General features: G+C 68.4%; 23 protein-coding genes. 18 read left to right on the forward strand and 5 right to left on the reverse strand.

The window, feature by feature from the left end:
* Nucleotides 1–15: 15 nt before the first annotated feature.
* From AC0IX4_RS11005 to AC0IX4_RS11015, 3 genes are read left to right on the forward strand one after another with little or no spacing between them, the layout of a single operon-like run.
* Nucleotides 16–1698, forward strand: coding sequence for an alkaline phosphatase D family protein (locus AC0IX4_RS11005; RefSeq protein ID WP_471828965.1), 1683 nt, complete (start codon nucleotides 16–18; stop codon nucleotides 1696–1698).
* Nucleotides 1699–1724: 26 nt separating this feature from the next.
* Nucleotides 1725–2957: a uroporphyrinogen-III C-methyltransferase gene (gene cobA / locus AC0IX4_RS11010; protein ID WP_156148725.1), complete on the forward strand. Its 1233-nt coding sequence runs from the start codon at nucleotides 1725–1727 to the stop codon at nucleotides 2955–2957.
* Nucleotides 2958–2965: 8 nt separating this feature from the next.
* Nucleotides 2966–4423: an MFS transporter gene (locus tag AC0IX4_RS11015; protein WP_056075058.1), complete on the forward strand. Its 1458-nt coding sequence runs from the start codon at nucleotides 2966–2968 to the stop codon at nucleotides 4421–4423.
* Here the strand turns inward: AC0IX4_RS11015 and AC0IX4_RS11020 are convergent.
* Entirely contained in the window at nucleotides 4414–5649 is a 1236-nt protein-coding gene (locus AC0IX4_RS11020; protein ID WP_471828966.1) for a DUF2786 domain-containing protein, read from the reverse strand. The two genes, AC0IX4_RS11015 and AC0IX4_RS11020, sit on opposite strands and share 10 nt — an antisense overlap.
* On the reverse strand, nucleotides 5646–6389 hold the full coding sequence (yaaA, locus tag AC0IX4_RS11025; RefSeq protein WP_471828967.1) for a peroxide stress protein YaaA: 744 nt from the start codon (nucleotides 6387–6389) through the stop codon (nucleotides 5646–5648). The genes AC0IX4_RS11020 and yaaA overlap by 4 nt, the downstream gene beginning before the upstream one ends.
* Nucleotides 6390–6433: 44 nt before the next feature.
* Here yaaA and AC0IX4_RS11030 point away from each other — a divergent pair, with 44 nt between their 5' ends.
* Entirely contained in the window at nucleotides 6434–8188 is a 1755-nt protein-coding gene (locus AC0IX4_RS11030; RefSeq protein WP_056074530.1) for a proline--tRNA ligase, read from the forward strand.
* On the forward strand, nucleotides 8185–8652 hold the full coding sequence (locus AC0IX4_RS11035) for an O-methyltransferase (RefSeq protein WP_471828968.1): 468 nt from the start codon (nucleotides 8185–8187) through the stop codon (nucleotides 8650–8652). Before AC0IX4_RS11030 ends, AC0IX4_RS11035 begins: the two co-directional genes overlap by 4 nt.
* Nucleotides 8653–8654: 2 nt before the next feature.
* On the opposite strand, the gene AC0IX4_RS11040 is transcribed toward AC0IX4_RS11035, so the two are convergent.
* Both AC0IX4_RS11040 and AC0IX4_RS11045 read right to left on the reverse strand, forming a co-directional pair.
* Entirely contained in the window at nucleotides 8655–9101 is a 447-nt protein-coding gene (locus tag AC0IX4_RS11040) for a ferritin-like domain-containing protein (protein WP_056075061.1), read from the reverse strand.
* On the reverse strand, nucleotides 9098–9595 hold the full coding sequence (locus AC0IX4_RS11045) for a hypothetical protein (protein WP_471828969.1): 498 nt from the start codon (nucleotides 9593–9595) through the stop codon (nucleotides 9098–9100). Before AC0IX4_RS11045 ends, AC0IX4_RS11040 begins: the two co-directional genes overlap by 4 nt.
* A gap of 102 nt (nucleotides 9596–9697) precedes the next feature.
* On the opposite strand from AC0IX4_RS11045, the gene rimP reads away from it, so the two are divergent.
* From rimP to truB, 11 genes are all read left to right on the forward strand, one after another.
* Complete coding sequence (gene rimP, locus AC0IX4_RS11050) at nucleotides 9698–10327, forward strand: ribosome maturation factor RimP (protein WP_471828970.1); 630 nt, start codon at nucleotides 9698–9700, stop codon at nucleotides 10325–10327.
* Between the two features lie 4 nt (nucleotides 10328–10331).
* Nucleotides 10332–11336, forward strand: a complete 1005-nt coding sequence (nusA, locus tag AC0IX4_RS11055; protein ID WP_042572571.1) for a transcription termination factor NusA — start codon at nucleotides 10332–10334, stop codon at nucleotides 11334–11336.
* Nucleotides 11337–11458: 122 nt separating this feature from the next.
* Nucleotides 11459–11737 carry a YlxR family protein gene (locus AC0IX4_RS11060; protein ID WP_331386514.1) on the forward strand — a complete coding sequence of 93 codons (279 nt, stop codon included), beginning with the start codon at nucleotides 11459–11461 and terminating at the stop codon, nucleotides 11735–11737.
* Between the two features lie 166 nt (nucleotides 11738–11903).
* On the forward strand, nucleotides 11904–14783 hold the full coding sequence (infB, locus tag AC0IX4_RS11065) for a translation initiation factor IF-2 (protein WP_471828971.1): 2880 nt from the start codon (nucleotides 11904–11906) through the stop codon (nucleotides 14781–14783).
* Nucleotides 14784–14876: 93 nt separating this feature from the next.
* The gene (locus AC0IX4_RS11070; RefSeq protein ID WP_042572573.1) at nucleotides 14877–15167 is read left to right on the forward strand and encodes a DUF503 domain-containing protein; all 291 of its coding nucleotides are present in this window, start codon (nucleotides 14877–14879) and stop codon (nucleotides 15165–15167) included.
* 18 nt (nucleotides 15168–15185) lie between these two features.
* Nucleotides 15186–15635: a 30S ribosome-binding factor RbfA gene (gene rbfA, locus AC0IX4_RS11075; RefSeq protein WP_042572574.1), complete on the forward strand. Its 450-nt coding sequence runs from the start codon at nucleotides 15186–15188 to the stop codon at nucleotides 15633–15635.
* 31 nt (nucleotides 15636–15666) lie between these two features.
* Entirely contained in the window at nucleotides 15667–16608 is a 942-nt protein-coding gene (locus AC0IX4_RS11080; RefSeq protein ID WP_042572705.1) for a DHH family phosphoesterase, read from the forward strand.
* Nucleotides 16605–17951, forward strand: a complete 1347-nt coding sequence (locus tag AC0IX4_RS11085) for an MATE family efflux transporter (protein ID WP_471828972.1) — start codon at nucleotides 16605–16607, stop codon at nucleotides 17949–17951. Before AC0IX4_RS11080 ends, AC0IX4_RS11085 begins: the two co-directional genes overlap by 4 nt.
* Nucleotides 17952–17972: 21 nt before the next feature.
* Nucleotides 17973–18932 carry a metallophosphoesterase family protein gene (locus AC0IX4_RS11090; RefSeq protein ID WP_471828973.1) on the forward strand — a complete coding sequence of 320 codons (960 nt, stop codon included), beginning with the start codon at nucleotides 17973–17975 and terminating at the stop codon, nucleotides 18930–18932.
* 20 nt (nucleotides 18933–18952) lie between these two features.
* On the forward strand, nucleotides 18953–19618 hold the full coding sequence (locus tag AC0IX4_RS11095) for a 4'-phosphopantetheinyl transferase family protein (RefSeq protein WP_471829307.1): 666 nt from the start codon (nucleotides 18953–18955) through the stop codon (nucleotides 19616–19618).
* 22 nt (nucleotides 19619–19640) lie between these two features.
* A complete protein-coding gene (gene truB, locus AC0IX4_RS11100) occupies nucleotides 19641–20558 on the forward strand; it encodes a tRNA pseudouridine(55) synthase TruB (protein ID WP_471828974.1) in 918 nt (305 codons plus the stop codon).
* A 7-nt stretch (nucleotides 20559–20565) separates the two neighbouring features.
* Here the strand turns inward: truB and AC0IX4_RS11105 are convergent, their stop codons facing one another.
* Nucleotides 20566–21234, reverse strand: coding sequence for a metal-dependent transcriptional regulator (locus tag AC0IX4_RS11105; RefSeq protein ID WP_471828975.1), 669 nt, complete (start codon nucleotides 21232–21234; stop codon nucleotides 20566–20568).
* Nucleotides 21235–21304: 70 nt separating this feature from the next.
* On the opposite strand from AC0IX4_RS11105, the gene AC0IX4_RS11110 reads away from it, so the two are divergent.
* Nucleotides 21305–22273, forward strand: a complete 969-nt coding sequence (locus AC0IX4_RS11110) for a bifunctional riboflavin kinase/FAD synthetase (protein ID WP_471828976.1) — start codon at nucleotides 21305–21307, stop codon at nucleotides 22271–22273.
* A 104-nt stretch (nucleotides 22274–22377) separates the two neighbouring features.
* Complete coding sequence (gene rpsO, locus AC0IX4_RS11115; RefSeq protein ID WP_042572579.1) at nucleotides 22378–22647, forward strand: 30S ribosomal protein S15; 270 nt, start codon at nucleotides 22378–22380, stop codon at nucleotides 22645–22647.
* Nucleotides 22648–22649 lie beyond the last annotated feature (2 nt).

The raw sequence follows: 22649 nt of genomic DNA on the forward strand, positions 1-22649 counted from the left end.
GGCAACCTGGGACGAATGACCGTCACAGACCCAAGATTGATCCTGGGGCCCTTCGTCCGTTACGTCAGCACCGATCGTGCGACGTTCTGGGTCGAGACGTCCCAGTCCTGCACCGTCACCGTCACAACCTCGACCGGCGCCTCGGTCGAGGAGAAGACCTGGGGAGTACACGGTCACCACTACGCGCTCGTCGCCGTGGAAGGTCTGCCGCAGAATTCCACCGTCGACTACACCGTGTCGATAGACGGCGGACAGGTCTGGCCGACGGACGGCCACCCGTCGGTCGTGCACACGATGTGCGAGGACGAGCCGATCACCGTCGCCTTCGGGTCCTGCCGACGCGGTGACACGTACAGCGAGGAAGCGCTCACCCGCATCGGTGCGGACGCCCTCGTGGGCCTGGCGGATCGAGTCGCCGGCGAGGAGCCCGACGACTGGCCGGATCTGCTGGTCTTCCTCGGCGATCAGGTCTACGCCGACGATCCGTCGCCCGAGATCGTGGAGCGCCTCCATGCGCGTCGCGAAGCCGGCGAGCGTGCAGCGGGTGCGCGTTCCGAGGACGTCGAGGACGAAATCTGCGACTTCGAGGAATACACCTGGCTGTACCAGGAGTCCTGGGGAGACGACCGCGTCCGCCGACTGATGGCGTCGGTTCCCACCTGCATGATCCTCGACGACCACGACCTGCGGGACGACTGGAACTCCTCGGCGGACTGGCGCCGGGACATCACGCAGAAGCCGTGGTGGGAGGACCGCGTCATCGGCGCGTTCTCGTCCTACTGGGTCTACCAGCACCTGGGGAACCTGTCGCCGCGCGAACTCGAGAACGACGCGATGTACGCGGCCGTCCGGTCGGCCGCCAGCGATTCCGAGCGCGAGGCGCTGCTCGCCGACTTCGCGCTGAAGGCCGATTCCGAGCCGTCCTCCGCCCGGTGGAGCTACCACCGCGACATCGGCAACACCCGTCTGATCATGATCGACAGCCGCTGCTCGCGCGATCTCTCGCCAGAACGCAGGGCCATGGTCGACGACGTCGAGTGGGCGTGGGTGCGGGAGCACACCTTGAACTCGGGTAAGGAGCACGTGCTGCTCGGCTCGTCGCTGCCGTTCCTCATGCTGCCGGGGCTTCACGCGGTCGAGCAGTGGAACGAGGCAGTCGCCCAGGGCGCGTGGGGTCCGCGCGTCGCCCGCTTCGGCGAGAAATTGCGCATCGCACTCGACCTCGAGCACTGGGCCGCTTTCGGCAAATCGTTCGGAGACATGGTCGATCTGGTCGACGAGGTCGTGGTCGGACCGTCCGCACCCAAGTCCGTGGTGTGGCTGTCCGGCGATGTGCACTGTTCCTACGTGGCCAAGGCGCAGACCCGCGTGTCGACGTCCACCTCGCTCTACCAGCTGACGATGTCGCCGTTCCGGAACCCGTTGAACCTGCCGATCCGGGCGGTCAACCGGCTCGCCATCCGTCGTCCGGTGGCGAAGATGCTCGCTCGGCTGGCGCGCAGTGCCAAGGCGGAACCGGTGCACGCGGAGTGGAGCGCGGAGGCCGGACCCTGGTTCGACAACGGAGTCATGTCGTTGACCACCGATTCGCAGGCGCTGCGGCTCGAGGTCGACCACGCGTCCGTGGTGAACGGTCGCCAGACTCTGCGGACGACCGCGCGGTACGACCTCACGCCGTCCGGGGTGCGGGAGCGCTGACTGCACTGCCGGTAAGGTCACCCGACGTGGACGCGACCGAATCTCCTTACCTGGCAGGGCTCGATCTGGCCGGTCGTCGCGTGGTCGTCGTCGGTGGAGGCAGCGTCGCGCAGCGGCGACTCCCGCTGCTGGTGTCGTGTGGCGCGAAGGTAACCGTCATCACACGCGAGGCGACGCCTGCCGTCGAGGGGATGGCCAGCTTCGGCCAGATCGACCTCGAACTCCGCGATTACCGCGACGGGGACCTGGGCGAGGCCTGGTACGCCATCGCCTGCACCGACGAGGCCGAGACCAACGCGGCGATCGTCGCCGAGGCCGCCCGGTCCCGCATCTTCTGCGTCCGCGCGGACGTCGCCAAGGACGGCACCGCCGTCACCCCGGCCAGTGCCGAGTACGACGGTCTGACAGTCGGTGTGCTCGCGAGTGGAGAACACCGCCGATCCGCTGCCGTCCGCAACGCCGTTCTCGACGGTCTGCAGTCCGGTGCCATCGCGGACGCTCCCGAGAAGTCGGTCGCCGGTGTCGCACTCGTGGGCGGCGGCCCCGGTGATCCGGACCTGATCACCGTGCGCGGCCGTCGGCTCCTCGCCCGCGCCGACGTCGTCGTCGCGGACAGGCTCGCGCCGCCGGAACTGCTGGCCGAACTGGGGCCGCACGTCGAGGTCATCGACGCGTCGAAGATCCCGTACGGCCGGTTCATGGCTCAGGAGGCCATCAACGACGCGCTCATCACCCACGCGAGAGCCGGAAAGTTCGTCGTCCGGCTCAAGGGCGGTGACCCGTACGTGTTCGGTCGCGGTTACGAGGAACTCGAGGCGTGCACCGCTGCCGGAGTCCCGGTGACCGTGGTGCCCGGGATCACGAGTGCCATCTCGGTCCCGTCGGCCGCCGGCATCCCCGTGACGCACCGCGGCGTCACCCACGAGTTCGTCGTCGTCAGCGGTCATCTGCGTCCCGACCACCCCGACTCGCTGATCGACTGGCCGTCACTCGGACGCCTCCGCGGCACCATCGTGCTGTTGATGGCCGTCGAGCGCATCGGTGCCTTCGCGGACGTGCTGGTCGAGAACGGCCGTTCGGCAGACACACCCGTCGTGGTCGTGCAGGAGGGGACGACGCGGTCGCAGCGTGTCGTCCGCGCCGATCTGTCCACCGTCGCCGATCGGGTCCGCGAGGAGAACGTGCGCCCACCCGCCATTATCGTCATCGGACCCGTCGCGGGCTTCGATGCCGCGGCCGCGATCGGAGCAGCGTCGTGACCCGACCCATGACCTATCCCGTGACCGAGCGCGCGTTCGGCCTCGCCATCATCGCCCTGTCCGGGATGCAGCTCATGGCCGTGCTCGACGGCACCGTGGTGAACCTCGCGCTTGCTCCGCTGCAGGCCGAACTCGGACTCAGCGACGCCGGACGCAACTGGGTCGTGTCCTCGTACGTCCTGGCGTTCGGTGGCCTGATGCTCCTCGGCGGACGGATGGGTGACGCATTCGGCCGTAAACGCATGTTCCTTCTCGGAGTCGCGCTGTTCACGATCGCCTCCGCCGCCTGTGGACTCGCGCAGAACGAGGCGATGCTGGTGCTGGCGCGCGTCGTGCAGGGCGCCGGCGCCGCAGTGGCATCACCGACAGCGTTCGCCCTGGTGGCGACCACGTTCGCGCCCGGTCCCGTTCGTAATCAGGCCATCGCGATCTATGCCGCCATGACCGGCGTCGGATCCTTCTCCGGCCTGATCATCGGCGGCGCCCTGACCGAGGTGTCGTGGCGGTGGATCTTCCTGATCAACGTCCCCATCGGCATCGCGATCCTGGTGCTGGGGTCGCGGGCGCTGACGGAAACGGCGGGGGAGCGAGCTCCTCTGGACGTGCCCGGCGCCATCCTCGCGACACTGGGGTCGACCGGAGTCGTGTTCGGCATCGTCGAGGGACCCGAGCGCGGGTGGACCGACGTCGTCACCGTCACGGCGATCCTGGCCGGTCTGCTCCTGCTGCTGGCATTCCTCATGGTCGAGCGTCGCGCTCGGAACCCGCTGCTGCCGTTCGAGCTGTTCCGCGACCGAGATCGCGTAGCGACCTTCGTCGCCATCTTCTTCTCCGGCGGTGCCCTGTTCGCGATGACGGTGATCGTCGCGGTGTTCGTCCAGGATGTCCTGGACTACAGCCCGTTGCGCGCCGGTATCTCCTTCATTCCGTTCGGCGGCGGCATGGCCCTCGCGGCGATCGCATCCGCGTGGCTCGCTCCGCGCGTCGCCCCCCGGTGGATCATCGCGACCGGCGCTGTCCTCACGGTGGGGTACCTGTTCTTCGCGTCGACCATCACCGTCGACTCGACGTACTGGAAGAACCTGTTCCTCCCGATCGGCGGCATCGGCTTCGGCGTCGGGCTCGCGGTGATCGCTCTCCCTCTTTGCGCGATCGCCAACGTCGATCAGAAGAACATAGGGCCGCTCACCGCCATCTCCCTGGTCGCCCAGAACCTGGGCGGACCGCTGGGCCTCGCCGTGGTCAGCGCGCTGGCGGCGTCGAAGACGCTCTCACTCGGTGGCCGCACCGGATCCGCCGTGGACATGACCAGGCCGGAGATCGTCGCCCTGGGCGAGGGGTACACGTTCGCGTTGCTGGGCTGCGCCGTGCTGGCAGCGATCGCGGCGATCGCGGCGCTGTTCATCCGCTACAGCGCTGCCGACGTCGCCCAGGCCAAGGCTGCCCAGGACGCCGTTCACCGCTGACGGTGCAGGTCGGCGTCGTTCGCGGCGGCGTGCCCCGATTCCCAGCCCTCCGCGTCGAGCCGTGGGCCGCGCACCGTACGCACACGCGGGAAGAGCCGTTCGAACTCCGCGTCCACGGCCACCGTCTGGGCGGCCAGCATCGGAAGCAGGTCACCGGTCTCCCGGCTCGCTTCTTCGAGCACGTGGGCATCGGCTTCCTCGAGGCGTTCGCCGATGCGGACTGCATACGAGTACAGGAAGGCTTTGCCGAACGCGCCCGAGGACGCGCCCTTTCGCTTCTTCGCCTTGGGGGAATGGGACAGCGCTCTGGTCGCCTGGATCAGCAGTGACGTGAACAGGATCTCGGTCTGCTCCACGTCCACGGGAGACCCGACGACCGTGCCCACCGCGAAGTCCTGATCCCAGATGGTCTTGACGCGGTTGACCGTCGCGACGACATGCAGCAACTGCGCTTTCGCAGCGGAGTGAGGATTGTCGACGTGGATGCGCCTGCTGACGATGTCGGAACGGCCCTCGGTCAGCACCAGAGAATCGATGGAGTACTTCGTCATCAACTCCTGGGCCTTCGCGGTGAACGTGTCGGCCTCGTCCTCGAACTCGGTCGCATCCGCCTTGGCCAGGAGGCCGCGGATACGCCCCAGCATCTTCGAGTCGGTGCTTCCTGTCGGCCGGCGGTCACCGGTCGGTCCTCCCGCCGTCCGGCGTGCCGGCCACTGCGAGGGCAGCGAACCGATGCGGGGCCAGTGCGGGAGCGACTGCCACTGGCCGAGCAAGGACAGCACAGCGATCCACTGATCGTTGACGGCGATGTAGTCGCTCTTCCCACCGACCCGTAGGCGGGCCGCCAGGAAATTCGGGTCGGGCTTTCCTGGCGATACCGCATCGGGATGCGCGTCGGCGATCTCACGGAGGTGCCGCAGCCATTCCTCGGGTGCGCGGGTCGCGGCGCGCGTCAGATCGGCGTCGTGCAGGATCGCCGCGGCCGCAAGCGTCGTCACCGCGGCGCTCTGCTGCCGTCGGACGACGTGCAGCAGGTCGAGCGGCTGCCAGCCGGCTTCGTACGCCGCGTCGATCGTCGTCGTCAGCGCGTGCGAGCCCAGCCCCAGCGGATCGAACTGCTGGTAGGCGATCAGCTGGTCCGCGACGTCGTCGACGGCTCTCATGTCGATTCCGCGTCCGAACGCGGCGTTCGCACCGCGCCTCAGGAGCTCGGGTACCGGATTCATCGGGTCACCACGACGACTTCGGTCGGCGACGCGACCTCGGCCCGCAGGCCGGCCTTCGATGCGACCTGAGCGACAGCGCGGGCGGTCGTCGGCTCTGCGCGCGTCACCGTCAGGGCCCGCGCCAGCAGACCCTTGTGGTGTTTGTTGAAGTGGCTGACCACGGTGCGCGAGCCGTCGGGCTGCTCGGTGAGGACCGTGGCGGTGATCGCGCCGGGAACGGGCCCGAGATCGCGGTAGACACCGGACCGTAGATCGACGACGAGGCCGTCCGCGGCGGCGGAGATGGCCGCCGGCAGCTGGGGCTTCCACAGGGCACGCAGGGTCGGGAGGTCCGGTAGCGCTGATCCGCCCGACAGCCGGTAGGCCGGTACGTGGTCGTGGGCCCGTACGGCTCCGAAAAGCGCAGAGCCGATCGCGAGGCGTGCCTGCGCCCTGGCCTTCTGAGCGCGAGTGAACGACGCGGCGTCGAGGGCGTCGTACAGCACGCCCGTGTAGCGCTCGAGTGCCGGCCTTGTGGGCGACACGGTGAGCGCGGCGTTGCGTTCGATCTCGTCGTCCTGCTTCGGGGACAGGCCGAGAGCCGACCGCGACGCGTCGACGTCGTCGGCGAGGGAGACCAGCGCATCGATCAGGGTGGAGCGCGTCGCCGTGAGTTCGGGGAGCCAGAGCTGGTCGAGGTCGAGCGGACCGCCGCGACCGCCGGTCGACTTGGTTTCGGACGGGGGGAGAAGAACCAGCACGGCCCGAACGGTACCCACTCGCGCACGGACTAGGATTTGCGGCTGTGATCACGCGTCTGTCCCACCTGTTCCTGCGCACTCTCCGCGACGACCCTGCCGATGCCGAGGTGCCGAGCCACAAGCTGCTGGTGCGTGCGGGCTACGTCCGCCGCATCGCCCCCGGCGTGTATTCGTGGCTGCCGCTCGGACTCCGCGTCCTGCGACGCGTCGAGCAGGTGGTGCGTGAGGAGATGAACGCCATCGGTGGCCAGGAGATCTCGCTGCCCGCGCTGCTGCCGCGCGAGCCCTACGAGGTGACGAACCGGTGGACCGAGTACGGCGACGGGCTGTTCCGTCTCAAGGACCGCAAGGGCGTCGACATGCTGCTCGGGCCCACGCACGAAGAGTTGTTCGCGCTCACCGTGAAGGGCGAGTACAGCTCCTACAAGGATCTGCCGGTCACGCTCTACCAGATCCAGACCAAGTACCGCGACGAGGAACGGCCCCGCGCGGGCATTCTGCGTGGCCGCGAATTCGTCATGAAGGACTCCTACTCCTTCGATCTGGACGAGGCCGGTCTGAAGACGTCGTACGAGGCGCATCGCGAGGCCTACCAGCGCATCTTCGAGCGGCTCGGTGTCTCCTACGTCATCGTGGCCGCGACGTCGGGCGCGATGGGCGGTAGCGCGTCCGAGGAGTTCCTGGCCGAGTCCGTCGTCGGCGAGGACACCTACGTCCGGTGCATCGAGTCCGGCTACGCCGCCAATGTGGAGGCCGTGATCACCCCGGCCCCGGAAGCGACGTCACTGGAGGGCCTGCCCGAGTCCACGGTGTACGAGACCGGAGACACCCCGACCATCGCCACGCTGGTCGAGTGGGCCAACGGCGCGGACCTGGGCCGGACCGTCACGGCGGCGGACACCTTGAAGAACGTCCTGCTGAAGACCCGTATCCCCGGCGGGGACTGGGAACTGCTGGCTGTCGGTGTCCCCGGCGACCGTGACGTCGACGAGAAGCGACTCGAAGCATCTCTCGCCCCCGCCGAGTTCGTCATGCTCGGTGACGCGGACTTCGCCGCCAACCCTTTCCTCGTCAAGGGATACATCGGCCCGAAGGCGTTGCAGGACAACGGTGTCCGATACCTGGTGGACCCCCGTGTGGTCACCGGAACGGCCTGGATCACAGGAGCGAACGAGAAGGGCAAGCACGTCGTCGACCTCGTCGTCGGACGAGACTTCGTTCCCGACGGCACGATCGAGGCTGCCGCCGTCCGTGACGGCGACATGTCGCCCGACGGCCGTGGTCCGCTGGTGACCGCCCGCGGAATCGAGATCGGTCACATCTTCCAGCTGGGCACCAAGTACACCGACGCGTTCTCGGTGGACGTCCTCGGTGAGAACCAGAAGCCGGTCCGGCTGCTGCAGGGGTCGTACGGCGTCGGTGTCTCACGCCTCGTCGCCGTCATCGCCGAGCAGATGCACGACGACAAGGGCCTGCGGTGGCCCGCGTCCGTGACGCCCGCAGACGTGCACATCGTCATCGCCAACAAGGATGCGGCCGCGCGCGAGGGTGCCGAGGCTCTGGCCGCCGAACTCGATGCGCACGGTCTCGAGGTGGTCCTCGACGATCGCCCCAAGGTCTCACCCGGCGTCAAGTTCAAGGACTCCGAGTTGATCGGTATCCCGTTGATCGTCGTGCTCGGGCGCGGCTGGGCCGACGGCACCGTGGAGCTGAAGGACCGTTTCACGGGCGAGACCCGGGACGTTCCCGCGGACTCGGCCGGCCAGGAGGTTCTTCGCGCTGTCGGGCGTCCCGTGTGACAGGCGACAACCTGCCCGCGGTGCTGGTCACGCTGGCCGGTGCGCGTCGGGTGCTGATGGTCGATCCGTCGACGTCGGAGCCCGCTCGCCGCGCGGCGGCGGCGGTCGGACCGCAGGGATCCGTCGTCGTCCTCGTACGGGACGGGGCAGCCGGGTGGAGTGACGGCGTCGAGGTCGTCGTCGGCGACCCCGTCGAGTCGTTGCCCCATCTGCGTACCGACGACGACACGACGTTCGGAGTCGTCACCGTCGACGTCACCAGGGCGTCCACCGAGGACGCTCTCCAGTACCTCGAGTGGGCGCTGGTGCTGGGACGGCCGGGGACCGCACTGGTGGTCGGCGGTTCGGGAGATGCGTTCACCGCGGTGCGCGGCGCGCTCGACCGCCACCCGCGTATCGACGCGGCATCCTGGGACACCGGGGACAGTGCGCTGGCGGTCGCGGTCCTCACCGACCAGCGCTGACCTCAGGGAGCCGGCTGACCGGGGAACGCGACCGTCGACGGGAAGATCCCGAGAATCGCACGCCACGCGGAGCCGCGGCGTGCGGAATCCGTCAGGGCGACTATCGCCAGATCTCGCGTCGCGCCGGACTGCGCCCGTTCCACGACCGATCTCCATGCCACGGCGCAGTCGTCCTCGACCTGCGCCGCGAGTCGGGCCGCGGCGACGGCGTCGGTGACCGGGAACGGCACGGTGTATCCGGCGGCGGGTTCGGGGGACGTGACGCTCGCAGCGGTCAGGGCGTCGATGGTGCCGTCGCGCCGCGCGCGGTGTTCCGCCGCGTATTGGGCGACCATCGGATCGCGGGTGGGATTGGAGAACGCCGCCACGACGCCGTAGGCGAAGACGGCGGCGAACTCCACGTTCAGCGCATCGACCAGGGCTTGCTGTTCCGGGCCCAGTTCACTCATGCCGACACCGCCGAGGATGCGAGAGCGCATGCGGCACTGACGGATCCGAGCACACCCGCACGGTAGCCCGACAGTGTGCGCGCGAGGTCCGCGGCCGAGCGGCTCGACGCGGACAGCGATTCCGCGAGTTCGGTCAACGTGGGTGCCGCCACCGGTGCAGGCTCGGGTGTCGCGGTGGGAGTGGTGGTGCCGGTGGGCGGCGGGGGAGTCAGGCGGGCGATCTCCGCGTCCAGCACGTCGGCGTGCGCGCGACGCTGATCCGAGACGACCGTCAACGTGTCCGACGATGCAGGGAACTGCGCGATGGCCGCGGTGGCCGAGGCGCTGTCGGCCCGCGCTCGCGCCGACTCGGCCAGCAGCGGATCGGGCTCGGGGGCGTCGTCACCGGACGACGAGGTCCCGCACGCGGAAAGCGAAAGGGTGCTGCCGACGACGGAGAGACCTACACCGCGCAGGACGGTTCGGCGGGAAACGGGAAGAACGGTCGGTGACACCCGGTCATCGTGCCAGACAGCGCCGACGCAGCGTGTCGTGAGGACACGCCGTCACGCGGTATCGTGGCACCTCCACACAACTGAACGAGGAGTAGTCGAGCGATGCCGGTTCCATCAAGGGAGAGGGTCGTCGAACTCCTCTCGGCGCACATGCAGCCGACAGGGCCGGGTTTCAGTGCCGGCGAGTTGGATCTCGAGGACGTCACCGTCTCCAAGGCGGGGAGCCACAGCGTCGTCAAGGTCATCGTGGATCGTGATTCCGGGTTCGAGCTCGACGCTCTCGCGACGTTGAGTCACGAGGTGTCCGAGATTCTCGACGCCGCCACCGAATTCGGCGACACGGCCTACAACCTCGAGGTGACCACCCCCGGAGTCGACCGCCCCCTCACCGAGCCCCGGCACTGGCGACGCGCACGAGGCCGCATGGTGACGGTGACCACGGCCGACGAGACGATCGACGGCCGCGTGGGCGAGCTCCGACCCGGATCGTCGGAATCTTCGACGGACGGCGCGGAGCTCGATCTGGTCCTGCGGTCGCGCACCGGTCCGACGGTGCGCACGCTCGCGCTGGGCGAGGTGGTGTCCGCGGCGGTCCAGGTCGAGTTCAAGAAGCCGAATCCGGTCGAGCTCGAGATGGCCGGCGGCGTGGCTCCGGGACGTTTCGACCCGCTGAATCCACCGGAAGAGCCCGTGACCGGGCTCGACGACGACGACACAGACGACGAAAGATAGACACGTGAATATCGACATGACCGCCCTGCGCGCCATCGAGGCGGAAAAGGGCATCACCATCTCCGCGGTGATCGAGACGCTGCAGTCCGCGCTTCTCACCGCGTACAAGCACACGGCCGGGCACCAGTCCGACGCGTACATCAGCGTCGACCGCAAGAGCGGCGAGGTGAAGGTGATGGCGCGCGAGAAGGACGAGGCGGGCAACCTGATCTCGGAGTGGGACGACACTCCCGAGGGTTTCGGCCGCATCGCCGCCACGACGGCCCGCCAGGTCATCCTGCAGCGTCTCCGCGACGCCGAGAACGAGAAGTCGTTCGGTGAGTTCGCCATGCACGAGGGCGAGATCGTCGGCGGGCTCATCCAGGCCGACGCGCGGCTCAATGCTCGTGGAACGGTCGTGGTCCGGGTCGGCAGCGAGTCGGGCGGTGTCGACGCGACCATTCCGCCGGCGGAGCAGGTGCCGGGTGAGACGTACGAGCACGGTGACCGCATCAAGTGCTACGTCGTCGGAGTCACCCGCGGCAACCGAGGACCGCAGGTCACGCTGTCGCGGACGCACCCCAACCTGGTGCGCAAGGTGTTCGCGCTGGAGGTTCCCGAGATCGCGGACGGCTCGGTCGAGATCGTCTCGGTCGCCCGCGAGTCGGGTCACCGTTCGAAGATCGCCGTGCGGTCGTCCGTGGCGGGCCTCAACGCCAAGGGTGCGTGCATCGGCCCCGTCGGGCAGCGAGTCCGCAACGTCATGAGCGAGCTGGCCGGCGAGAAGATCGACATCATCGACTACGACGACGATCCCGCGACCTTCGTCGGCAACGCGCTGTCGCCGTCCAAGGTGGTCTCGGTCACCGTCGTCGACGAGGCTGCACGCGCCGCGCGCGTGATCGTGCCGGACTACCAGCTCTCCCTCGCCATCGGCAAGGAAGGGCAGAACGCTCGACTGGCCGCCCGTCTCACCGGATGGCGCATCGACATCCGCAGCGACGCCGCGCCGACAGAGGACGATCACTGAGTCGGGGACCGACCGCGCCTCACGGGCGCGCCGAACGGGTCGACGTTCCGAACCGCCGCGAATCCGCGTTAGACTGTGAAGTGGCTCGACACACGTTGTCCGAAGAGACCACGTCCGCACCGGTGAGTCCGGTTCGAACGTGCGTAGGATGCAGACAGCGGGAGTCGCCTTCCGCCTTGGTGCGAATCGTCGCCGACGTCTCCGATGTCGGCACGGTCTCCGCCGTGGTCGATCATCGCCGCAGATTGCCCGGCAGGGGTGCATGGTTGCATCCCGATACGGACTGTCTGCAGCTGGCGGAACGACGTCGAGCCTTCGGGCGTGCCTTGCGCGTGACCGGTCCCATGGACCTGTCCGCGCTTGCCCGGGAGTTCGCGCAGTTCCGGCGAACCGTCCAGTGATCGACCGGCCGAACGGTCGCGGCACCTCGCCGCGCCACGAGGAGAACAGGTACACGAATTCATGAGCACACCGTGAAGCACCGACGATGAACATCGTTATCAGATAACCCGAGGTCGTGCGGGCACCTGCCAAGGAGCCGCGCTCGACCTCTCAGTGAGGAGAGCAGTGGCAGGCAAGGCCCGCGTGCACGAGTTGGCTAAAGAACTCGGTGTCACCAGCAAAGATCTACTCGCACGGCTCAAGGAGCAGGGCGAGTTCGTGAAGTCCGCGTCGTCGACCGTGGAAGCCCCGGTCGCTCGACGCCTCCGGGAGTCGTTCCCGTCCGCGCCGTCCGGCGATTCGCCGGCACCCAGCGCACGTCCGTCCGGCGACGGCCCCAAGCCGGGTGGACCCCGGCCCGGACCCAAGCCGGCACCCGCAGCTCCGGCCGCACCCGCAGCCCCGGCCGCACCCGCGGCTCCCGCTCCGGCTGCACCCGCGGCCCCGGCAGCTCCCGCAGCGCAGGCACCCGCCGCGCCCGCACCCAGCCGTCCGGCAGCACCCGCTCCGGCGGCTCCCACCCCGGCAGCACCGGCGGCCCCCGCTGCATCGGCCGCTCCCGCAGCACCGGAGCAGTCCGCACCCGCGGCTCCCGCCGGTCCCGGTCCCAAGCCGGGTCCGAAGGCGCCTCGCGTCGGTAACAACCCGTACTCGTCCGCACCTGTCGAGCGCCCGGCTCCCCGTCCCGCACCGGGACAGGCCGGCCCTCGCCCCGGTGCTCCCCGTCCGGCTCCCGGACAGGGTGGACCTCGTCCCGCACCCGGCGCTCCCGCAGCCGGCGGAGCGGGTCGTCCGCCTGCAGGTCAGGGCGGACCTCGCCCCGGCGGACCCCGTCCCAATCCCGGCTCGATGCCTCCTCGCCCGAACCCGGGTGCCATGCCGAGCCGCTCGGCTCGTCCGGCTCCCGCAGCCGGCGGTCGTCCGGGTCGTCCCGGCGGCGCACCGGGCGGTCGTCCCGGCGGTGCCGGTGGCGGTGGCGGCTACCGCGGTGGCGGCGCCGGTGCACCCGGCGCTCCCGCGGGTGCTCCCGCAGGCGGCGGCTTCCGTGGTCGTCCCGGCGGCGGTGGCCGTCCCGGCCAGCGCGGCGCGGCAGCAGGTGCATTCGGTCGTCCCGGCGGCGCAGTCCGTCGTGGACGCAAGTCGAAGCGGGCGAAGCGCGCCGAGTACGAATCCATGCAGGCTCCCGCAGTCGGTGGCGTGCGGTTGCCCCGTGGCAACGGTGAGACGATCCGTCTCGCTCGCGGCGCATCGCTGTCCGACTTCGCGGACAAGATCGACGCGAACCCGGCTGCACTCGTGCAGGCGCTGTTCAACCTCGGCGAGATGGTGACGGCAACTCAGTCGGTCAACGACGAGACGCTGGAGCTGCTCGGCGGCGAGATGAACTACGTCGTGCAGGTCGTCAGCCCGGAGGACGAGGACCGCGAACTGCTGAACTCGTTCGACCTGACCTACGGAGAGGACGAGGGCGGCGAGGACGAGCTCGAGCAGCGTCCCCCCGTGGTCACCGTCATGGGTCACGTCGACCACGGCAAGACGCGCCTGTTGGACTCGATCCGTAACGCCACCGTGCGTGAGGGCGAAGCCGGCGGCATCACGCAGCACATCGGCGCCTACCAGGTCCTCACGGAACTCGAAGGCAACGAGCGTCTGGTCACATTCATCGACACCCCCGGTCACGAGGCCTTCACGGCCATGCGTGCCCGTGGTGCGAAGGCCACCGACCTCGCGATCCTCGTGGTCGCAGCCGACGACGGCGTCATGCCGCAGACGGTGGAGGCCATCAACCACGCGCAGGCAGCAGACGTGCCGATCGTGGTCGCGGTCAACAAGATCGACAAGGAAGGCGCGAACCCGGACAAGATCCGGCAGCAGCTGACCGAATACGGTCTGGTCGCCGAGGAGTACGGCGGCGACACCATGTTCGTCGACATCTCCGCCAAGCAGGGTACGAACATCGATGCCCTTCTCGAAGCGGTGCTGCTGACGGCCGACGCGGCGCTCGATCTGCGCGCCAACCCGGACATGGACGCGCAGGGTGTCGCCATCGAGGCGCACCTCGACCGCGGTCGCGGACCGGTGGCCACCGTGCTCATCGCTCGCGGAACACTGCGTGTCGGTGACTCGATCGTCGCCGGTGACGCCTACGGCCGAGTTCGTCGCATGGTCGACGAGCACGGTGAGGACGTCATCGAGGCGCTCCCGTCGCGGCCCGTCCAGGTCATCGGCTTCACGTCGGTGCCCGGCGCAGGCGACAACCTGCTCGTCGTCGACGAGGACCGTATCGCCCGTCAGATCGCCGACCGCCGCAATGCGCGCAAGCGCAACGCGTTGGCCGCGAAGTCGCGCAAGCGGATCAGCCTCGACGATCTCGATGCCGCACTGAAGGAGACGTCGCAGCTCAACCTGATCCTGAAGGGCGACAACTCCGGAACCGTGGAGGCCTTGGAAGAGGCTCTCGTCGGTATCGCGATCGACGACGAGGTCGAACTGCGTGTCATCGACCGTGGCGTCGGTGGCGTCACCGAGACCAACGTCAACCTGGCGTCGGCATCCAACGCGATCATCATCGGCTTCAACGTCCGCGCCGAAGGCAAGGCGACGGAGCTGGCGAACCGCGAAGGCGTGGACATTCGGTACTACTCGGTGATCTACCAGGCCATCGACGAGATCGAGAAGGCGCTCAAGGGCCTGCTCAAGCCGGTCTACGAAGAGGTCACGCTGGGTCAGGCCGAGATCCGTGCCCTGTTCCGATCCTCCAAGGTCGGAAACATCGCCGGTTGCCTCGTCACCTCCGGTCTCGTGCGTCGTAACGCGAAGGCACGTCTGCTTCGCGACAACAACGTGGTCGCCGAGCTGGTCACCATCTCGTCGCTGCGGCGCGAGAAGGAGGACGCGACCGAGGTCCGCGAAGGGTACGAATGCGGTCTCACGGTGACGTACTCCGACATCAAGGTCGGCGACGTCGTCGAGGCGTACGAGCTTCGCGAGAAGCCGCGCGACTGATCCAACGGAACGAACGGGTGTGGCCCGCGGAACACAGTCCGCGGGCCACACCCCGTTTCGATCTCTGCCCGCCCTCGACACTGAGGTGATCGATTGTTTCTCGGCGCTCTCGAACTCGACATCCTTCTCGGCGACGTACATTCGCTGAAGGAGAAGCGTTCGGTGATCAAGCCAGTCATCGCTGCCCTGCAACGCTACGGAGTGTCCGTCGCGGAGACCGGGGAGCAGGAACGATACCGTCGTTCGATGGTGGGTGTAGCGCTCGCCACCGCGGATGTCTCGCATCTCCACGAGGTGCTCGACAGCTGTGAACGGCACGTGGCCGAAAGGCCCGAAATACAATTACTTGCTGTACGGCGCCGAGTGTTCGGGCCCGAGGACTGAGAACGAAGGAGACGCATCGTGGTCGATCAAGCCCGTGCTCGTAAGTTGGCCAAGCGGATCGGCGCGATCGTCGCGACGGCCATCGATCACGAAATCAAGGATCCCCGGCTCGCGTTCGTGACGGTCACCGACACCAAGGTGACACCGGACTTGCACGACGCGACCGTGTTCTACACGGTTCGCGGTGAGACTCTCGATGCCGAGCCCGATTTCCAGGCTGCCGCACTGGGTCTGGAGAAGGCGAAGGGTGCGCTGCGCACCAAGGTCGGCGCCGGTACCGGAGTGCGGTTCACCCCGTCCCTGACGTTCCGGCCGGACACGGTCCCGGACACCGCGCGGCACATGGAGGAACTGCTCGAACGCGCGCGCCAGATCGACGACAAGGTCGCCGAGGTGGCGGCCGGCGCGACTCCCGCCGGTGACCCCGACCCGTACAAGGTTCCCCGGACCGACGAGCGCGAGATCTGATCCACTCGTGACCGACACCCTGCACGCCGACATGCAGAAGGCTGTGCGTCTGCTCGCGGACGCACGATCCGTCACGTTGCTGTCGCACGTCCAACCCGACGCGGACACGATCGGAAGTGCCCTGGCGCTGGCGATCGCGCTCGATCGTCGCGGTGTGACGACGCAGGTGTCGTTCGGGGCCCCGGCCCAGCTGCCGGAGTCGATGATCGGTCTTCCCGGGCTGCAGTTCCTGACCCCGCCCGAGCAGGTGCGTGCCGACGCAGACCTGGTGGTGACGGTGGACGCGGGTAGTCGGGGCCGTCTCGGTCGGTTGGGCGTGTTGCTCGACGGAGCCGTGTCGCTGGTCATCGACCACCACCGGTCCAACACGTTCTACGGCACCCACCACGTGGTCGACGCGTCGGCGGAGTCGACGACGGCCGTCGTGGCGGCGTTGTTCGACGAGTGGGGTGTCGACATCGACGCCGAATTGGCTCACTGCCTCTTCGCGGGACTGGTGACGGACACCGGATCGTTCCGCTGGGTGCGACCGGGTTCGCACACACTCGCGGAACGCCTGCTCGCCACCGGGATCGACGGAGCGGCCATCTCGCGCCGACTCCTGGACACCCACCCGTTCGCCTGGCTGCCCATGCTCGGCTCGGTACTCGGGTCCGCGCGGTTGATTCCCTCGGCTGCCGACGGGCTCGGTCTGGTCTGCGCGATCGTCCGGCTCGACGACTCGCGCGGGCTGCGTCCCGAGGAGATCGAGAGCGTCGTGGACATCGTCCGCACGACGGCCGAGGCCGAAGTGGCGGCCGTGTTCAAGCAGAACGCCGAGGGATGGGCGGTGTCCCTGCGCGCGAAGAGCGAGGTGGACGTGTCCGTCGTCGCGACGGCGCTCGGTGGAGGCGGACACAGGCTTTCGGCCGGGTACACCGCGACCGGTGACATAGAGGACGACATCGACGCACTGGTCGCCGCGCTCGGGTGAGTGCCGCCGACGACCCGAACGGTCGGGTGTCCGCCCGCACCGTGTTCGGCTTGGCCTTCCCCGCGCTCGGCGTGCTGGTGGCCGAGCCGCTCTACCTGCTGTTCGACTCCGCCGTCGTCGGGAGGCTGGGCGCACTGCCCCTCGCCGGTCTGGCCGTGGGCGGACTGGTGCTCGCCCAGGTCAGCACCCAGCTGACGTTCCTCTCCTACGGCACCACGGCACGCGCGGCGCGTCTGCACGGAGCCGGACGCGACGACGACGCTCGACACGAGGGTGTCCAGGCGACCTGGCTCGCGGTGGTCCTGGGGCTGCTGCTCGTCCTGGTCGTCCAAGTTCTCGCCGTCCCGATCCTGACCGTTCTCGGCGGCGGGGGAGACATCACCGCCGAGGCGGCGACGTGGCTACGGGTGGGCATCCTCGGTGTCCCGCTGATCCTGATCACGCTGGCCGGGAACGGGTGGATGCGCGGCGTGCAGGACACCGTGCGCCCGTTGCGCTACGTCGTCGCCGGTCTTGCTCTGTCGGCCGTGCTGTGTCCGCTCCTGGTGCACGGACTCGTGGGCGCGCCTCGTATGGGTCTGGTCGGTTCGGCGGTGGCCAACGTCGTCGGTCAGTCGGTGTCTGCGGTCTTGTTCCTGCGCGCGCTGGTCGGCCCGCGGCAGCGTTCGCTGCGGCCGGATCCGACCGTCATCCGCCGGCAGCTGGTGCTGGGACGGGACCTGATCCTGCGCTCGTTCGCGTTCCAGGCCTGCTTCCTGTCGGCGGTGACGGTGGCATCGCGGTTCGGCGCCGGCGCGGTCGGTGCGCACCAGGTGGTCCTGCAGTTGTGGAACCTGGTCTCGCTGACCCTCGATTCCCTGGCGATCGCGGCGCAATCCTTGGTCGGCGCTGCGCTCGGTGCCGGGCGTGCTCGGGCCGCGACGGGGGTCGCGGCACGAGTCACCGCGTGGTCCGTGGCTTTCTCGGTGCTGCTCGCTGCACTGTTCGCGGCGTTGCACGGCGTTCTGCCGCCGCTGTTCACCTCCGACGGGTCGACTCTCGCGAGCATCGACAGCATCTGGTGGCTCTTCGTCGCGCTGATCCCCGTCGCCGGGATCGTCTTCGCGTTGGACGGCGTCCTTCTCGGTGCGGGAGATGCCGCGTTCCTCCGGACGGCGACGCTCGGCAGCGCCGTCGTCGGCTTCCTGCCGTTGATCTGGTTGTCGGCAGCGTTCGACTGGGGACTGCCGGGAATCTGGGTGGGACTGACGGTGTTCGTCAGCCTGAGAGCGGTGGCCGTCGTCTGGCGGACCATGTCGGGAGCGTGGACGACCACGGGTACCGATACCGTCGGTAGGACGTAAGTGAACAGAAGGGTCGTGGGAGTGCCAGCGAAACTGTGGGCCGTGAGCGACATCCACGTCGGCCACAAGGGCAACCGCCCCGTGACCGAGTCGATCGAGCCCGAGAGCCCCGAGGACTGGCTCATCGTGGCGGGCGACGTCTCGGAGAAGACCGATGACATCCGCTGGGCGCTGTCGGAACTGAAGGCCAAGTTCCACACCGTCATCTGGGTACCGGGCAACCACGAATTGTGGACGACGGTGAAGGACCCCGTGCAGATGCACGGCCAGGCTCGGTACGACTACCTGGTGACGATGTGTCGGGAACTGGGTGTGCTGACGCCGGAGGACCCGTTCCCGGTGTGGGAGGGCGACGTCGGGGAGGCCGGAGGCCGGTCGCAGTATTCAGGACCGGTGACGTTGGTGCCGATGTTCGTGCTCTACGACTACTCGTTCCTGCCCGCGGGCACCACGAACAAGATCGACGGTCTGGCACTGGCACGCAGTCGAAACGTGGTGGCGACGGACGAATTCCTGATCACCCCCACCCCGTACGTCTCGCTGGACGCGTGGTGCGCGGCTCGACTGAAGATCACCGAGGCGCGGTTGGCGGAGGTCGACACGTCCATCCCGACCGTGCTGATCAACCACTGGCCCTTGGTACGTCAGCCCACCGAGGTGCTGTTCTACCCGGAGTTCGCACTGTGGTGCGGAACGACGCGTACGGCCGACTGGCACACGCGGTACAACGCGCTCTGCGCCGTCTACGGGCACCTTCACATCCCACGCACGACCTACTACGACGGGGTGCGGTTCGAGGAGGTGTCGGTCGGCTATCCACGCGAGTGGAAGCGTCGTGGCCTGCCGGATCAAATTCTGCGGCAGATACTTCCGGTCCCGGAGTACCCGCCGGGATCGCTCAACAAGTTCGGCGGTCACTTCACCGTGACGCCGGAGATGGAAGCGGAAGTGGAGAAGATGCGAGCGGAGAAGCGACTGTGACGACGGCACCCGAGTCCACACTGCTCGGCGGGCTGCTCGCCCGCGGCGTCGTCGCGGAGGAACTGTTCGAGGACCCGCCGGGCCTGGCGCCGCATCCGCGCGAAGCACACCTGGTCGAGAAGGCGGTGGACAAGCGCAAGCGGGAATTCACCTCGGCCCGGCACTGCGCCCGCGTGGCGATGGGCAGACTGGGTCTCGAGCCGGCTCCGATCATGCGGGGCGAGATGGGCTCCCCGGTGTGGCCCAACGGTGTCGTCGGGAGCCTCACGCACTGTGACGGCTACCGCGCCGCCGCGGTGGGATTCGCTCTGCAGATCCGCTCGGTCGGCATCGATGCGGAGCCGCACGAGGCATTGCCCGACGGGGTGCTCGGGGCGGTGAGCCTGCCCGCCGAACGCGATGTTCTGGCCACCCGTACCGACGACGAGGTGCACTGGGACAAGCTTCTGTTCTGCGCCAAGGAGGCCACCTACAAGGCGTGGTACCCGTTGACGGGACGCTGGCTGGGGTTCGAGGACGCTCACATCACGTTCGAACGCGATGCCGGATCGGCCGAGGTCGCCGGGTCGTTCCACTCTCGGTTGCTGGTGCCGGGCGACACGACGTCGGGCTCGCCGTTGGCGTCGTTCGACGGACGGTGGACCGTGTCGAACGGTCTGGTCGTCACCGCGATCACGGTGTTCTGACCGCATGGCAGACTGACTCCCCGTGCCTGCTCACCCGAAACCCCCCACTGGACTCGACGGCGCCGGACTCCTGGTGGTGGACAAGAGCGGTGGAGTCACCAGCCACGACGTCGTGTCCGCGTGCCGCAAGGCCCTGAAGACGCGTCGCGTCGGTCACGCGGGGACGTTGGATCCGATGGCGACGGGAGTGTTGGTTCTCGGCGTCGAACGGGCCACCAAGATGCTCGGCCTGTTGTCGCTGACCACCAAGGAGTACACGGCGACCATCCGCCTCGGCGTGGCCACGACGACGGACGACGCCGAGGGCGAGTCGGTCTCGACCGCGGACGCCACCGCCGTGACCGACGCCGACATCGAGGCGCGGGTGGCCGAGCTGACGGGCACGATCAGCCAGATCCCGTCGAGCGTCAGCGCCATCAAGGTCGACGGGAAGCGTGCTCACGCGCTGGTGCGGGACGGGGAGACCGTGGTCCTGGAGCCACGGACGGTCACCGTGTCCCGCTTCGATGTGCTGGCGACGCACCGCGAGGGCTCCACGGTCGATCTCGACGTGCACGTCGAGTGCACGTCGGGCACGTATGTCCGGGCACTCGCACGCGATCTCGGCGCCGCGCTGGGTGTCGGTGGCCATCTGACGGCTCTCCGCCGCACGCGTGTCGGTCCTTTCACGCTCGAGCACGCACGGACACTCGACGAGGTGCGCGACGACCCGCAGGTGAGTCTGGACATCGACGCGGCCGCGAAGACGGCGTTCGCGCACCGAACCGTCTCACCCGAGGAAGCGGAGTCGCTCAGCCAGGGACGCTGGCTCGACCCGGTCGGTCTGCCGGGGATCTACGCCGCTCTGGACACCGACGGCAACGCCATCGCACTGGTGCAGGAACGCGGCAAGCGTGCGAGCACGGTCATGGTGGTGCGGCCCGCGACGCTCCGGCAGTAGCGAACGGTCAGTCCGTCGTCATCCAGATGGCTTCGGCGGCAACATGTCCCAGGTCGAGGACGGTTCCGGCAGCTTCGACGGCAACGGTTCCGGCGAAGTCCCGACGTTCGACCATCGTGATGGACAGGTCGAGCGTGATGCCGATGGAGTCGAAGTAGCGCAGCATGTCCGGGTCCGAATCGGAGATCCGGGTGACGTGCCCCTTCTGGCCCGCGACGAAGTCGCTGAGCGGCATCGCCGGGGGAGCGGGAATGGTGCCGTCCACCGTCGGGATCGGATCACCGTGCGGATCGCGGGACGGGTGTCCGAGTTTCGCGTCGATCCGCTCGACCAGCAGGTCGGACACCGCGTGCTCGAGCACCTCGGCCTCGTCGTGCACCTCGTCCCAGCCGTATCCCATCTCCTCGACGAGCCACGTCTCGATCAGCCGGTGTCGGCGCACCATGGAGATCGCCGCTCGGCGGCCGGCGTCTGTCAGCGTGATCGCGCCGTAGCGCGCGTGGTCCACCAGACCCTGGTCGGCGAGCTTGCGGACGGCCTCGGACACGGTCGACGGTGAAACGCACATCTTCGATGCGAGCATCTTGGTGCTCACCGGCTCGTCCGAGTATTCGCTCGCGGTCCAGATGACCTTGAGGTAGTCCTGCGCGACGGTGGTGAGGGCAGGGGATGTCACGGGGACAGCTTAGCGGCGAACCGATGCGCCGGACGTGACCGGTCGATGCGTGGCCCGTAGGCTCGGCTGCGTGGAGAGATGGCGAGGTCTCGACGACGTTCCTGCCGACTGGGGCAGGTGCGTCCTGACGATCGGCGTGTTCGACGGAGTGCACCGCGGACATGCGCAATTGATCGATCGAGCCGTGAAGTCGGCGGCGGCGCGCGGGGTGCCCAGCGTGCTCATGACGTTCGACCCGCACCCGATGGAGGTCGTGCGCCCCGGTAGCCATCCGGCGCAGCTGACCACGCTCACCCGACGCGCCGAACTGGCCGCGGAACTGGGTATCGACGTCTTCTGCGTCATGCCGTTCACGCCGGAGTTCATGAAGCTCACTCCCGATCGGTACATCTACGACATCCTCGTCGAACGCCTGCACGCGGCCGAGGTGGTCGTGGGCGAGAACTTCACGTTCGGCAAGAAGGCCGCCGGCAACGTCCCGCTGCTGAGGGCAGCCGGTCAGCGTTTCGGCTTCGCCGTCGACGGAGTCACGCTCCTCGCGGAACACGCGGTCACGTTCTCCTCCACCTACATTCGCTCGTGCGTCGACGCAGGTGACGTCGCGGCCGCGGCCGACGCACTCGGTCGGCCGCACCGCGTCGAGGGCGTGGTGGTGCACGGCGACGGCCGCGGCCGGACCATCGGATACCCAACTGCCAACGTCAAACCCCCCATGCACGCAGCGATCCCGGCGGACGGCGTCTACGCGTCGTGGTTCACCGTTCTGGGCCCCGGCCCCGTGATGGGCACCGTCTCGCCCGGAAGACGCTGCCAGGCAGCGGTATCGGTCGGCACCAACCCCACGTTCTCCGGGCGTACTCGCACGGTCGAGGCGTTCGTGCTCGACGGCGACGCCGATCTGTACGGACAGCACGTGGCCGTCGACTTCGTCGAGAGGCTGCGCGGCATGGAAGCGTTCGCCTCGGTCGACGAGCTGATCGAACAGATGGGCCGCGACGTCGATCGCGCCAGGGAAATCCTCACCGCTCCGGACTGTTAGACTCATCTACTGTTGTTCGCTGCGGTCCGCGGCGGCTGCAACACCGCACCCGTGAGGGTTCGGCACCATTCACGCGCGGACGGCAACGCATCAGGAGCATCACTGTGGCATTGACCACCGAACAGAAGAAGCAGATCCTCGGCGAGTACGGCGTGCACGAGACCGACACGGGTTCGCCCGAGGCGCAGGTGGCCATGCTCACCAAGCGCATCCAGGATCTCACCGAGCACCTCAAGGTGCACAAGCACGATCACCACTCCCGCCGCGGCCTCCTGCTGCTCGTGGGACGTCGTCGTCGTCTGCTCAAGTACGTGCAGAAGATCGACGTCGCGCGTTACCGCTCGCTCATCGAGCGTTTGGGACTGCGTCGATAATT

The organism is Rhodococcus sp. AC861 (genome assembly GCF_979256035.1).

What these genes read in the sequence shown, in the direction of transcription:
- AC0IX4_RS11005 (WP_471828965.1), top strand. Translation starts at nt 16, where the DNA reads ATGACCGTCACAGACCCAAGATTGATCCTGGGGCCCTTCGTCCGTTAC.
- rimP (WP_471828970.1), top strand. Translation starts at nt 9,698, where the DNA reads ATGCCGGTTCCATCAAGGGAGAGGGTCGTCGAACTCCTCTCGGCGCAC.
- AC0IX4_RS11020 (WP_471828966.1), bottom strand. Translation starts at nt 5,649, where the DNA reads ATGAATCCGGTACCCGAGCTCCTGAGGCGCGGTGCGAACGCCGCGTTC.
- AC0IX4_RS11080 (WP_042572705.1), top strand. Translation starts at nt 15,667, where the DNA reads ATGCAGAAGGCTGTGCGTCTGCTCGCGGACGCACGATCCGTCACGTTG.
- AC0IX4_RS11040 (WP_056075061.1), bottom strand. Translation starts at nt 9,101, where the DNA reads ATGAGTGAACTGGGCCCGGAACAGCAAGCCCTGGTCGATGCGCTGAAC.
- AC0IX4_RS11015 (WP_056075058.1), top strand. Translation starts at nt 2,966, where the DNA reads ATGACCTATCCCGTGACCGAGCGCGCGTTCGGCCTCGCCATCATCGCC.